General features: G+C 58.2%; 11 protein-coding genes. 4 read left to right on the forward strand and 7 right to left on the reverse strand.

From position 1 onward, the window contains the following. Positions 1-278 precede the first annotated feature (278 nt). Complete coding sequence (gene tcdA, locus G5182_RS16525; protein WP_227341643.1) at positions 279-1097, forward strand: tRNA cyclic N6-threonylcarbamoyladenosine(37) synthase TcdA; 819 nt, start codon at positions 279-281, stop codon at positions 1095-1097. A 39-nt stretch (positions 1098-1136) separates the two neighbouring features. On the opposite strand, the gene G5182_RS16530 is transcribed toward tcdA, so the two are convergent. Further along, positions 1137-1571 (reverse strand): SufE family protein, encoded by a 435-nt coding sequence (locus G5182_RS16530; protein ID WP_227341642.1) that lies wholly within the window; start codon positions 1569-1571, stop codon positions 1137-1139. A 13-nt stretch (positions 1572-1584) separates the two neighbouring features. After that, complete coding sequence (locus tag G5182_RS16535) at positions 1585-2805, reverse strand: aminotransferase class V-fold PLP-dependent enzyme (RefSeq protein WP_227341641.1); 1221 nt, start codon at positions 2803-2805, stop codon at positions 1585-1587. A 181-nt stretch (positions 2806-2986) separates the two neighbouring features. Between G5182_RS16535 and rep the strand changes: the two genes are divergently transcribed. Then, entirely contained in the window at positions 2987-4999 is a 2013-nt protein-coding gene (gene rep / locus G5182_RS16540) for a DNA helicase Rep (protein ID WP_227341640.1), read from the forward strand. Here the strand turns inward: rep and G5182_RS16545 are convergent. From G5182_RS16545 to G5182_RS16565, 5 genes are all read right to left on the reverse strand, one after another. Next, entirely contained in the window at positions 4996-7278 is a 2283-nt protein-coding gene (locus tag G5182_RS16545) for a putative bifunctional diguanylate cyclase/phosphodiesterase (protein ID WP_216979758.1), read from the reverse strand. The two genes, rep and G5182_RS16545, sit on opposite strands and share 4 nt — an antisense overlap. A gap of 85 nt (positions 7279-7363) precedes the next feature. Beyond that, a complete protein-coding gene (locus G5182_RS16550) occupies positions 7364-7819 on the reverse strand; it encodes a c-type cytochrome (RefSeq protein ID WP_227341639.1) in 456 nt (151 codons plus the stop codon). Between the two features lie 197 nt (positions 7820-8016). Further along, complete coding sequence (gene tdh / locus G5182_RS16555; RefSeq protein WP_005340852.1) at positions 8017-9045, reverse strand: L-threonine 3-dehydrogenase; 1029 nt, start codon at positions 9043-9045, stop codon at positions 8017-8019. A 55-nt stretch (positions 9046-9100) separates the two neighbouring features. Then, positions 9101-10291 carry a glycine C-acetyltransferase gene (locus G5182_RS16560; protein WP_227341637.1) on the reverse strand — a complete coding sequence of 397 codons (1191 nt, stop codon included), beginning with the start codon at positions 10289-10291 and terminating at the stop codon, positions 9101-9103. A gap of 115 nt (positions 10292-10406) precedes the next feature. Beyond that, a complete protein-coding gene (locus G5182_RS16565; RefSeq protein WP_227341636.1) occupies positions 10407-11051 on the reverse strand; it encodes a TetR/AcrR family transcriptional regulator in 645 nt (214 codons plus the stop codon). A 158-nt stretch (positions 11052-11209) separates the two neighbouring features. Between G5182_RS16565 and rfaD the strand changes: the two genes are divergently transcribed. Both rfaD and G5182_RS16575 read left to right on the forward strand, forming a co-directional pair. Next, positions 11210-12166: an ADP-glyceromanno-heptose 6-epimerase gene (rfaD, locus tag G5182_RS16570; RefSeq protein WP_040069912.1), complete on the forward strand. Its 957-nt coding sequence runs from the start codon at positions 11210-11212 to the stop codon at positions 12164-12166. 118 nt (positions 12167-12284) lie between these two features. Continuing rightward, positions 12285-14045: a polysaccharide deacetylase family protein gene (locus G5182_RS16575; RefSeq protein WP_227341635.1), complete on the forward strand. Its 1761-nt coding sequence runs from the start codon at positions 12285-12287 to the stop codon at positions 14043-14045.

Raw genomic sequence — 14045 nt, forward strand, 5'->3', positions numbered from 1 at the left:
TCCCATGCCGAACTCAGAAGTGAAACGCGGTAGCGCCGATGGTAGTGTGGCATTCGCCATGCGAGAGTAGGACACTGCCAGGCACCCAATACAAGAAACCCTGCTCAATGAGCGGGGTTTTTTATTGCCTGAAAATCAGCAAATCGTCTGATTATTGACCTTTTATTACCTCTTCTTTTGCTGTTTAGTCTGTTTTCACTCCTCAATTTTCTCCGCAACTGCCATCGCCGCTGGCGGTGGTTGTCGCTATAATGGCCGCCCTCAAGCAAGGTGGTGGTATGAAAGCAGAATATTTACAGCGATTCGGGGGCATTGCCCGTCTTTATGGTCAGAACGCCCTGCGTTCCTTTAGCCAGGCCAAGGTCTGTGTGGTGGGGATCGGCGGTGTGGGCTCTTGGGCGGCCGAGGCGCTGGCCCGTGCCGGTATCAACCAGATCACCCTGATCGACATGGACGATATCTGCATCACCAACATCAATCGCCAGATCCACGCTATGCAGGGTACGGTCGGTCGCCTCAAGACCGAGGTGATGGCCGAGCGTATTCGCGCCATCAACCCGGATTGCGAGGTGATCGAGGTGGATGATTTCGTCACCACCGATAACCTGGCCGAGCATATCAAGCGGGAGTTTGACTATGTGGTGGACGCCATCGACTCGGTCAAGGCCAAGGTGGCGCTGATTGCCTTCTGCAAGCGCAACAAGATCCCGGTGATCGTCGCGGGTGGTGCCGGCGGGCAGATGGATCCGACCCAAATCACCGTGGCCGATCTGGCCAAGACCATTCAGGATCCGCTCGCTGCGAAGGTTCGCTCCGACCTGCGCCGGTTGCACAACTTCAGCAAGAATCCGGCGCGCAAATTCGGGGTGGAGTGTGTCTTCTCAACCGAGCAGCTGAGTTATCCGGATGGCAATGGCGGTACCTGTCAGGCCAAAGCGGCCAGCGATGGCACCATGAAGATGGATTGCGCCTCCGGTTTTGGCGCCGTGACGCCGGTGACGGCAACCTTCGGGATGGTTGCCGCGTCCCGGGTATTGAAGAAGATTGCCGAGCGGGGCGCCCGCGCCGAGAAAGATAGCGGGAATGAAGAAGCTTGATCGATTGGCGAAGCCTAATCGACCGCTGAACAGAGCGGGTTAGACAGCCTGTTCCCGGATCGCCAGCACGATCGCTCTGAGCCCGTTACCCCGTGACGGGCTCAAGTGCTTCTCCAGCCCCAGTTCGGTGAAATAGCCTTCCATATCAAAGGCCTGGATCGCTACAGACGATTGGTGGTTGAGCGCTGCCAGCACGATGACGATAAGGCCCCGCACGATGCGGGCATCGGAATCACAAGCAAAGTGCCAGCAACCATCCTCGCTTTGCTCTCCCTTCAGCCACGCCTGGCTTTCACAACCCTTGAGGCGGAACTCCTCCTGCTGCCATTCGCCGGGTAGCGCTGGCAGCTGTTTGCCGAGCTGGATGATGAGCCGGTACTGGTTCTCCCAGCCGTGAGCGGCGGCAAACTGCTGGCGGATGGTGTCGGCGTTGGGCTCAAGGCCAATCTGGGTATAGCTTGCGAGGTCACTCATTCGGTTGTCTGCCTTAGAAGAAGTCACTGAGTTTGTGCAGGGCGGCCAGCAGGGCGTCGACATCATCCCGATTGTTGTAGCAAGCCAGCGAGGCGCGCATGGTGCCGCCGATCCCGAGCGACTCCATCAGCGGCATGGCGCAGTGATGGCCGACTCGCAGGGCGATCCCCTGCATGTCGAGCAGGGTAGCAGCATCTTGCGGGTGGATGTCGTCGAGCAAGAAAGAGACCGCACCGGCGCGTTGGCTGGGTTCGCCGACCAGACGCAACCCCGGCACCTGTTGCAGGCCAGCGACCAGATAGTCGGTCAGTGCCTGCTCATGTTGGGCGAGCCATTGCCGATCTTGCGCCATCACAAAGTCGATGGCGGCGGCGAGGCCGATAGCGCCAGCGATATGGGGGGTGCCCGCCTCGAATTTGAAAGGCAGGGTGTTGAAGGTGGTGCCGCTGAAACTGACCCGATCGATCATCTCGCCACCTGTTTGCCAGGGCGGCATCCGTTCCAATAGCTCGGTGCGGCCCCACAGCACGCCGATGCCGGTCGGGCCATAGAGCTTGTGGCCGGAGAAGGCATAGAAGTCGCAACCGATGGCCTGTACATCCACCTCGAGATGAGCCACCGCCTGGGCGCCGTCGATCAGCGTCACGGCGCCAACCGTTTTGGCGGCCGCCACCATCTCTTTGACTGGATTGACGGTGCCAAGGGCATTGGATACGTGGGCCACGCTCACCAGCCGGGTGCGTGGCCCCAGCATGGCGTGATAGGCTGCCAGATCGAGATCGCCCCGCTCATCGAGGGGGATAACCCGGATGACTGCGCCGGTGCGCTGGGCGACCAGCTGCCATGGGACGATATTGGCGTGGTGCTCCAGCGTGCTGAGGATGATTTCCTCCCCCGCCTTGAGCTCGCTCATCCCCCAGCTCTGGGCTACCAGATTGATCGCTTCCGTGGTGCCGCGGGTCCAGATCACCTCTTGGCTGCGGGGTGCATTGATGAAGCGGGCGACCGTCTCGCGGGCGGCCTCGAAGGCGCGGGTTGCGCGACCACTCAGCGCATGGGCTGCGCGGTGCACGTTGGCGTTGTCGGCCCCATAGTAGTGAGCGATGGCATCCAGAACCGCTTGCGGCTTCTGGGTGGTGGCGGCGTTGTCCAGATAGACCAGAGGGTGGCCGTTTACCTCCTGCGCCAAGGCCGGAAACTGGCTGCGCAGTTGGTCGTGCTGTTGCTGATTCATGTTCCCCTCATCATCTGGAAAAAGTCATCATCTCGAAAGGTCGGCCATGATCCTGAAAATAGCGCCCGAACACAAGGCGCGATAAGCCAGATGGGCGGTTGCCTGCCGTGCAGCAGGTACGGCTCGTCGGGTGATTTCTGGTACAATGCCGCCCCTCATCATAAGCCAAGAGATCCGGCCCATGAAGCTCAACCCCAATCAGAACGAAGCGGTCAAGTATGTCTCCGGCCCTTGCCTGGTGCTGGCGGGTGCCGGATCGGGCAAGACCCGCGTCATCACCAACAAGATTGCCTATCTGGTGCAGCAGTGCGGCTACAGTGCGCGCAACATCGCTGCGGTCACCTTTACCAACAAGGCGGCGCGGGAGATGAAGGAGCGGGTCGGCCAGACCCTGGGACGTAAGGAGGCGCGGGGGCTGATGGTCTCCACCTTCCATACACTGGGTCTCGATATCATTCGTCGTGAGCACAAGAGCCTGAATCTCAAGGCCAACTTCTCCCTGTTCGATGACACCGACCAGCTGGCGCTGCTGAAAGAATTGACTGAAGACGAGCTCGACAACGACAAGGACAAGCTCTCGGCCCTTATCAGCCAAATCTCCAACTGGAAGAACGACCTTATCCTGCCCGCCCGTGCCATGCGCATCGCCCGCGGGCCGGAAGAGGTGCTGATGGCCCAGCTCTACGAGCGCTATCACCGCCAGATGGTGGCCTATAACGCGCTGGATTTTGACGACCTCATCGTGATGCCGACCCTGCTGCTCAAGAGCAATCAGGAGGTGCGTGAGCGCTGGCAGAACAAGATCCGCTATCTGCTGGTCGATGAGTACCAAGACACCAACACCAGCCAGTACGAGCTGGTGAAGCAGATCGTCGGCGAGCGTGCCCGTTTTACCGTGGTAGGGGACGATGACCAGTCCATCTACTCCTGGCGCGGTGCCAAGCCGCAGAATCTGGTGCTGCTGAGTGAAGATTTCCCCAGCCTCAAGCTGATCAAGCTGGAGCAGAACTACCGCTCCAAGCGGCGGATCCTCAAGTGCGCCAACATCCTGATCGCCAACAACCCGCACGTCTATGACAAGGCGCTCTTCTCCGAGTTGGATGAAGGGGTGAAGCTCAAGGTACTGTTCGCCAAGAACGAGGAGCACGAAGCGGAGCGGATCGCCGCCGAGATGATGGGTCACAAGTTTATGAACCGCACCCGGTTCAAGGATTACGCCATCCTCTATCGGGGCAACCATCAGTCGCGCATCTTCGAGAAGGCGCTGATGACCAACCGGATTCCTTACCGTATCTCCGGCGGCACCTCGTTTTTCTCCCGCACCGAGATCAAGGACATCATGGCCTACCTCAAGCTGCTGGTGAATCCGGATGAGGACACCGCCTTCCTGCGGGTGGTCAACCTGCCGCGCCGCGAGATTGGCCCCACCACCCTCGAAAAACTGGGTCAGTATGCCAATCAGCGTGGCAAGAGCCTGTTTGCCGCCAGCTTCGAGCTGGGGCTGGAGCAACACCTCTCCGGTCGTGGCCTTGCGGCCCTGCAGGCATTTACCAACTGGCTGGTTCGCCTTGGCGATCAGGCGCTGCGTGGCAATCCGGTGGAGGCGGTGCGGGATATGATCAAGGAGATCCACTACGAAGAGTGGCTCTACGAGACCTCCCCCAGCCCGAAAGCGGCCGAGATGCGGATGCAGAACGTTTCTACTCTCTATCGCTGGATCACCGAGATGCTGGAAGGGGATGAGCTTGAGGAGTCGATGACGCTGGCACAGGTGGTCACTCGCCTCACCCTGCGCGATATGATGGAGCGCAACGAGGGGGAGGATGATGCCGATCAGGTGCAGTTGATGACCCTGCACGCCTCCAAGGGGTTGGAGTTCCCCTATGTCTACATGGTGGGGATGGAGGAGGGCTTGCTCCCCCACCAGACCAGCATCGATGAGGACAATGTGGAGGAGGAGCGGCGTCTCGCCTACGTGGGCATCACCCGGGCCCAGACCGAGCTGACCTTTACCCTCTGCAAGGAGCGGCGCCAGTTTGGCGAGTCGGTACGGCCAGAGCCGAGCCGCTTCCTGCTGGAGCTGCCGCAGGATGACCTTGAATGGGAAAACCAGAAGAAGGTGACTGCCGAGGAGCGCCAGCAGAAGGGGCAGATGGCGGTGGCCAATCTGCGCGCCATGTTCAAGAAAGATTAGGAGGTTGCGTTGCCGGGGGATAGCAGTGGAATGATGTCTGCTCCCGGCATGGGGGGAGATATATAGCGTCCTTGCCCCATCCGGCAGCCGATATCTATCAGCTTCTGTAACTGCTGCTGGTTCTCAATGCCTTCAACCACAAGGGTGTAATCGAGATCCTGACAGATATCCCGCATGGCGCGGATCAGCGCCAGATCTTTGGGGGACTGCAGCATCCGCTGGGTAAAGCTGTCATCCACCTTGATGTAATCTACCGGGAAATGGAACAGGGCGTTGAGGGAGGAGAAGCCGGTACCAAAGTCGTCCAGGCTGATCTGAATGCCCTTGGCACGCAGTTCATGCAGGGAGGCCAGCGCATCGGAATCCTGCCGCGACAGCTCCCGCTCGTTGAATTCAAAGATCAGATAGCCTGGTGCTATCCCCTCCTCATCGATAATGTCCACCAACCGCATGATGTGATCATGGTTGACCAGATGTTTGCCGGAGAGGTTGATGGCGACCTTGAACTTGCTCTGGCCCGAGATCGGAAGCCACACTTTCAGTTGCTGGCAGGTGTGGCGCAGGATCTGATAATCCAGCTCCAGAATCAGGCCACATTGCTCCGCCAGCGGAATAAAGTCGAATGCATCCTTCAGAATTCCCTCTTCGGTCAGCCAGCGCGCCATCACCTCCAGACCGGTCAGGCGGCTATCCTGTAGCCGGATCACCGGTTGGTAGTAGGGGACGATACGCCCTTCCCGCAGGGCCCGAGCCAGCATCTCTTCCGGCGAATTCCAGTTCTGGTTGATGCAATCATCCGAGTAGCTGACGATGCGGCTGCGGCCATTGCGTTTGGCCTGGTACATGGCCAGATCGGCCTGGTGGAGTAACTGGCTGATATCCGATGTCTGTTCGGACACACTCGATACCCCCAGGCTGACGGTAATACTCAGCTCATTGCCAAGCAGCCGGAACGGATAGGAGAGGCGGCTGATGATACGGTTGAGCACCGGGCTGATGTCATCTTCATGTTTGCTGCTATCGAGATAGATGACGAACTCGTCGCCCCCCAATCTGGCCACCATATCGTTTTGCCGGATGCAGGTCTGGAGGCGGCGGCTTACCTCCTTGAGCAGCTGATCACCAGCACTGTGGCCCAGGGTGTCATTGATCTGCTTGAAGTGATCCACATCGATGAAGATCACCGCAAACCCCGGTGACTTGTAGCGGTTGTAGTGGGTCATGGCTTGATTGAGGTGGTTCATCAACAGTGCCCGGTTCGGTAGCTGGGTCAGCGGGTCGTGAAGCGCATCGAATTGCAGCCGCCGTTCCAGCTCCTGATGCTGCTTGAGCTGCTTTTGCAGCCTGAGGTTGGTCTGACGCAGCTGTTGCAGCCGCTGGTTGATGGAGTCTTCACTATTGATGTCGTTAAGCTGCTGGCGGATCCGCTTCAGCTCCAACAGCAGGGTGAGCTGACCACGCAGGAAGTCGAGAAACAGCTTGTCGTCTGTCTCCAGCGGTTGCGCGGTGCTGATGATGAAGTGGGCGAAGTACTGTTGTTGCAGCCGTAGCGGCATGCTGTGCCAGTAGGTTGCCTCCCTGTTGACCTCGATATTGCTGGTGCTGTGGCACAAACCGCTGATGAATTCGTCGCTTTGACGAGGATGTGCGGGATAAATCTTCTCAAGCGTATGGCTGTGGAGCCTGACCAGCAGCATATCCTCAATGGCGAGCATCTGGCGCAGCACCGCCTCCAGCTGGGAGAAGAGCGCCTGACCGGGCAGGGTGTTGGCCAGTCGCATGATGCGGCTGATGCTCTCGATTTTCTTTTTCCAGTTCGGGTCTTTGCGGATCAGCGGAGAAGGCAGCTCGGTGAGATGGGAGCCCGCTTGGGTTTCGGTCAGCCGTTTGGATAGACACTCCAGCAGCAGGCGTAATGTGGGCAGGTCGGATGGTTCGCCGCGAGCCAGCAGCCACTGCACCTGACCATGTTCGATAGGAAAGACGCACCACCCTTCGGCCTCATCGAGCTGGGTGAGCTGATCGGTGATGCGGGACTGCTCCCGCCCCAGTTGTTGCTTGAAGGTATCGCTGATTTTGTAGGCGTAGAGCCAGTTCAGACCACTGTCGGAGAGGCCCAGCATGCCGAAATGCTGCAACGGGCAGAGCTGGTTTATCTGCTTTATCAGATCATCATAATCGCTGCTCTGCGCTGTAGGGGGAGCCGGAAAATCCATAATGGCAGAGACCAACGCCAGCAGAGGAGTTGAGTAGTGGGATTCGGTGGAATGGGGCGACATGAGCAACTCCCGACTATGCCTACCCTACAAGAGTAGTCGGAAGCCGATAGATTGAAAGGGCCGCAATTGCGGCCCTTTCAAATACTTAGAGGTTGTCAGTCATGTAGTGAATGGCGTTTTCAATCTCTTCGTCGCTGCAGCTCGCACAAGTGCCGCGTGGAGGCATCATGCCGGACTTGCCGGTGAAGCCTTCGATGGCATGTTTCTTGAGAGTATCAATGCCCTGAGCGATGCGAGGATCCCAGGCGGCCTTGTCACCCCGTTTGGGGGCGCCGGCGGCGCCGGTGTCGTGACAGGCAAAGCAGGCGCCCTTGTATACCGTTTCGCCATCGCGGGGACCGGAAGAGGCGGCCGCCGTCGGTGCAGCACTCGCGCCGGCAATACCTTCCAGATCCTTGGCGGTATAGACCTGACCGATTGGTTTGATCCGCTCGGCAATGGCCTCCGGTGACATCTCATCGGCAGCAAGCACTGCCCCAGACAAGCTGGCGGCCGTCATCCCGACAGCCAGCAAATAGCTCAGTTTTTTCAACACGCTCATATACTCCCAGCAGTCTTTTATTATCCATGTAAACGACGGGATTATAACCGAATAGTTACAGCCATTTAAACGCTTGTGTGTGAAGTGTTAAACACTCTGCGTACAAAGTTTTGGCCGATATCACGGCAATTCGGGCGGTGGAGATAAAAAGAAACCCGGCATTCGCCGGGTTTCGGTTAACCAAGGGGTGAAACGGCCTATTTATCCCAGCTCAGGATCACCTTGCCGGAGTGGCCGGAGCGCATCGCATCGAACCCCTGCTGGAATTCGTCGATGTGGAATCTGTGGGTGATGATGGGGGAGAGATCCAGCCCGGACTGGATCAGGCTGGCCATTTTGTACCAGGTCTCGAACATCTCGCGGCCATAGATCCCTTTGATAAACAGCCCCTTGAAGATCACCTTGTTCCAGTCGATGGCCATGGTGGAGGGGGGAATGCCGAGCATGGCGATCTTGCCGCCATGGTTCATCTTGTCGAGCATCTCCTGGAAGGCGCTCGGGACGCCGGACATCTCCAGCCCCACGTCGAAGCCTTCGGTCATGCCCAGCTCGCTCATCACGTCGGCCAACTTCTCCTTGGCCACGTTGACCGCGCGGGTAGCGCCCATCTTGCGGGCCAGCTCCAGTCGATATTCGTTGACGTCGGTGATCACCACGTGGCGCGCACCCACATGGCGGCAGACGGCGGCGGCCATGATGCCGATGGGGCCTGCCCCGGTAATGAGCACATCTTCACCCACCAGATCGAAGGAGAGGGCGGTGTGCACCGCATTGCCGAACGGGTCGAAGATGGCAGCCAGCTCGTCCGGGATATTGTCCGGCAGCTTGAAGGCGTTGAATGCGGGGATCACCAGATACTCGGCAAAGGCGCCCGGGCGGTTGACGCCAACACCAATGGTGTTGCGGCAGAGGTGAGTGCGGCCAGCGCGGCAGTTACGGCAGTGACCGCAGGTGATATGCCCTTCACCGGAGACCCGATCGCCGATGGCGAAGCCGCGCACCTCCTGACCGATGGCGACCACTTCCCCAACATATTCATGGCCGACCACCATGGGTACCGGAATGGTCTTCTGGGACCACTCGTCCCAGTTGTAGATGTGGATATCGGTGCCGCAGATGGCGGTTTTGCGGATCTTGATCAGCAGGTCGTTGTGGCCGAGCTCGGGGGCCGGCACATCCGTCATCCAGATGCCGACCTCTTTGTGCAGTTTGGAGAGTGCTTTCATGGCTGTTCCTTCAATATGAATGCAGAAAAAAGGGGCTGCAGCCCCTTGATTCAAATCAGATAACGCCGAGTTCACGGCCGATGCGGATAAAGGCGTCGATCGCCTTGTCCAGCTGCTCGCGGGTGTGGGCGGCAGACATCTGGGTGCGAATGCGCGCCTGACCCTTGGGCACGACCGGGAAGGAGAAGCCCACCACATAGATGCCGGCTGCCAGCATGCGGCTTGCCATTTCGGAGGCGAGTTTGGCATCCCCCAGCATCACCGGAATGATGGCGTGGTCGGCGCCTGCCAAGGTGAAACCGGCGGCGCTCATCCGCTCGCGGAAGTAACGGCTGTTCTCTTTCAGGCGGGCGCGCAGGTCGTGACCCTCGGCCAGCATGTCGATCACCTTGATAGTGGCGGCAACGATGGAGGGGGCCAGCGAGTTGGAGAAGAGGTAAGGGCGGGAGCGCTGACGCAGCCAGTCGATCACCTCTTTCTTGCCGGAGGTATAGCCGCCGGATGCGCCGCCGAGCGCCTTGCCCAGAGTGCCGGTGATGATGTCGACCCGATCCATCACGCCACAGTATTCGTGGGTGCCGCGACCGTTTTCGCCGATAAAGCCGACGGCGTGGGAGTCATCCACCATCACCAGCGCATCGTATTTGTCTGCCAGATCGCAGATGGCTTTGAGGTCGGCGATGACCCCATCCATGGAAAAGACGCCGTCGGTGGCGATCAGCTTGAAGCGGGCGCCGTCGGCATCAGCCTGCTTGAGCTGAGCTTCCAGTTCGGCCATGTCGTTGTTGGCGTAGCGATAACGCTTGGCCTTGCACAGCCGCACGCCGTCGATGATGGAGGCGTGGTTGAGGGCATCGGAGATGATGGCATCTTCGGCGCCGAACAGGGTCTCGAACAGGCCGCCATTGGCGTCGAAGCAGGAGGAGTAGAGGATGGTGTCTTCAGTGCCGAGGAAGGCAGACATCTTCTGCTCCAGCGCTTTGTGCTGATCCTGGGTGCCGCAGATGAAGCGTACCGAGGCCATGCCGAAGCCGTGGCTGTCGAGTCCCTGATGGGCGGCGGCGATCAGATCCGGGTGGTTGGCCAATCCCAGATAGTTGTTGGCACAGAAGTTCAGTACCTGCTCACCGCCGACGGCGATGCTGGCCTGTTGGGCGGAGGTGATGATGCGCTCCTGCTTGTACAACCCTTCAGCTTGCACCTGGTTCAGTTGCTCGGTCAGGTGACGATAGAATCCGTTAGACATCCTCGATCCTTAGTGGCTATTTCAGCTGCGTATCAACAGAGGGCGACATTTTACTGCAATCTGTTGCGGTAAATTCAAATGATTGTGCTGATATTCAACAAATGTGAAACAGATCTCACCCAGCTGGTTGGGCCAGCTGACGGTAGTGTTGTTCCAGCTGCTGGATCTGTCCGGCTACCTGGGGTTGCACATAGGGGCGCAGCAGGAACAGCACCTTCAACACGCCCTGATAGAGCAGAGGTTTGGTGATGCGGGTGTTGGGGGCCTGGGCAATCTGGAAGGGGATCCAGCAGGTCACCACCATCTTGATGGTCTGTCCCAGATCCGGCAGGTCTTCATCGCTGACATCGATAATGCCCCCTTCGCGCAGGCTTCTGAGCAGCGCGACCACGGAAGAACGCATCTGCTCCTGGGCCTTGAGGTACTTCTGTTGCAGCGGTTCGTCACGGCTCAGGATGTCCGGCAGGTTGGCGTAGAAGAAGCGGAACTGCCACATCAGATAGAAGATGGCATCGAGATAGCCCATCAGATCCTGCAGGGTGATTTCATGGTTGCGGGTCGGCACGAAGCTCTCGCTCAGGTGACGGGCATACTGGTCGAAGATGGAGTGGATGATGTCTTCTTTATTGCGGAAGTGGTAGTAGAGGTTGCCCGGGCTGATACCCATGTGCGCCGCAATGTGGTTGGTGGTGATGTTGCGTTCACCCTGATCGTTGAACAGCTCGGTCGCGCTGTGAATGATCCTGTCTCTGGTTTTCATCACTCATTCCTCCAACAGGTTCCGCTCGGGGCAGTTTTGAACAAGGTCGAATCCCCGGACGGCCCGTGATAAACTTTTCGGCAATTTCAAATTGGCTCACTATACACAGCTTTAACAAGCAGTCACATGTAGCCATCAACGTACGAGAGGCAAACTCCATGATCGTAGTAACTGGCGGTGCTGGCTTTATCGGCAGCAATCTGGTCAAGCAGCTGAACGCTCAAGGACGGACCGATATCGTGGTCATTGATGACCTGACCGACGGCACCAAGTTCGTCAACCTGGTCGATCTGACCATCGCTGACTACATGGACAAAGATGAGTTTCAGGCGCGCATCGTCTCCGGTGACGAGTTTGAAGAGTGGGACAACGGCATCGAGGTGATCTTCCACGAAGGTGCCTGCTCTGCCACCACCGAGTGGAACGGCAAGTTCATCATGGAGGTCAACTACGAGTACTCCAAGGATCTGTTCCACTACTGCATCGAGCGTGAAATTCCGTTCATCTACGCCTCTTCTGCCGCGACCTACGGTGGCCGCAACGACAACTTCATCGAAGATCCCAAGTTCGAGCAGCCGCTCAACGTCTATGGCTACTCCAAGCAGCTGTTTGACCAGTACGTGCGCCGCTGGATGCCGGAGATCAACTCTCAGGTCGTTGGCCTGAAGTACTTCAACGTCTACGGCCCGCGCGAGCAGCACAAAGGCTCTATGGCTTCCGTCGCCTTCCACCTCAATACCCAGGTGAAGAAGGGCGAGAATCCCAAGCTGTTCGAAGGTTGCGATGGCTTCCCGAACGGTGGTCAGATGCGTGACTTCATCTATATCGACGACGTCTGCAAGGTAAACCTCTGGTTCTGGCAGAACCCGCAGCACTCCGGCATCTTCAACTGTGGTACCGGCCGTGCCGAGCCGTTCCAGAACGTGGCCGAAGCGGTGATCAAGCATCATCAGAAGGGTTCTATCGAATACATCCCCTTCCCGGATCACCTCAAGGGTCGCTACCAGAGCTTTACCCAGGCCGACATGACCAAGCTGCGCAGCGTGGGTTATGACGCCGAGTTCAAAACCGTTGCCGAAGGGGTAGCGGATTACATGGCCTGGCTCAACCGCTAACGGGTGAGCACAACGCGGCAGTTTGAGCGCAAAACCGGAAGTGGGCACTCGCCTGCTTCCGGTTTCTGGTCTCTGTGGCTGCTTGCCGTTCCTCTCTTCTCTACCGGGTAACCACGCGATGAATATATTGATGGCTCTCTCCCAACTCGAGGTAACGGGAGCTGAGGTCTATGCCACCACGGTCGGTAACGAACTGACCCGGCGTGGTCACAACGTCTTTTATGTGTCAGATACCCTGACCAAGCCGACGCTTGGCCCCGTCTTCAAACTGAGATTCAACAAGCGCAGTATTCTGCGCCGCTTCTGGCACGTCTTCTACCTTATCTATCTCATCAAGAAGCACCATATCCAGTTGGTGCATGCTCACTCCCGCGCCTCCGGCTGGAGCAGCTATGTGGCTTGCAAGCTGACTGGCACCCCGATGATCACCACGGTGCATGGTCGCCAGCCAGTGCACGCTTCGCGCAAGGCCTTCCATGCACTCGGCTATCGGGCGGTTGCCGTTTGTGAGGATATTGCCCATCAGATTGTCGACAATCTGGGGGTAGATCCCGCGATCGTGCAGGTGCTGCGCAACGGTATCGAGACCGACAAATTCCAGCCTGTGCTTGTGCCGGACAACCCAAAGCCGGTGATTGCCATCATCGGGCGCCTGAGTGGCCCCAAAGGAGAGCTCTGTTACCGTCTGCTCGATGAAGTGCTCGACCTGGATGCCTGCAAGGTGCGGATTGTCAGCGGTACCAAGGTACCGGAGCGCTTTGCCCGTTTCGAAGGACGCACCGAGTTTGTTGGCTATGTCGATGATGTGCCCGCTCTGCTGGCGAGTTGCGATCTGGTGATTGGTGCCGGTCGGGTAGCGATGGAAGCACTGCTCTGTGGTCGGCCCGCCTTTGCCATTGGTGAAGCCAGGGCCATTGGTCTGGTGACGGAACGAAATCTGGACGAGGCGCTGGCGAGTAATTTTGGCGATATCGGTCCCAAGGATCTGGCTATCGATTTTGCTGCCCTGAAGGGAGAAATCGAATCCGCCCTCGCAAGCAAGGTGGTGCCGGAAGTCATTCGGCAGCGCATTCAGGATGAGTATGGCTTGCAGGGGGTAGTATCCGGCCTCGAAACCATCTATCAGGATGCGGTGGTTGAAACCCTGCGCCGCGAGATGCCGGTCATCATGTACCACCGCTTTATCGAACAGGATAGCGAGAAAGGGGTGCACGGCACCTGGATGCCGATCACCATGTTCGAGAAGCATCTGCGCCTGATGAAGTGGCTCGGCTACGAGACCCTGACTTTCCGCGATTTGGCGGACAAAGGCTTTATCCACCGTCTGCAATACGGCAAGAAGTACCTGATGATCACCGCCGATGACGGCTATCAGGACAACCTGACCCGCATGCTGCCACTGCTGGAAAAATATGGTTACAAAGCTGTGGTGTACGTAGTCACAGGTGAAGGTTATAACCGTTGGGATGTGGAGCATCCGACCAATCCGGATACCAAGGTTTCGCTAATGAGTGGTGAGCAGGTCAAAGCGCTGGCCGCCAGCGGTCATGTGGAAATTGGTGGTCATACCCTGACCCATCCCCGCTTGAGCAAGCTCACACCCGAACAACAAGCCCATGAAATTCAGGAGAATAAACGCCAACTGGAGGCCCTGCTTGGCCATCCGCTGCTCTCGTTTGCCTACCCTTACGGAGATATGGATGAGAGTGCCAAGGAACAGGCTATCACCGCCGGGTATCGTTTTGCTGTCGCTACCAATAGCGGCCCCAAAGCAATGCACCAGGACCCTTTCCAGATCCGCCGGATTGCCATCTTCCCCCGTACCGATGTATTCGGGCTGTGGCGAAAAATTCGTGGGAATTATGTGTTCAGGAAATAA

This window comes from Aeromonas sp. 600948 (assembly GCF_049174875.1).
GTDB classification, from domain to species: Bacteria; Pseudomonadota; Gammaproteobacteria; order Enterobacterales; family Aeromonadaceae; genus Aeromonas; species Aeromonas veronii_A.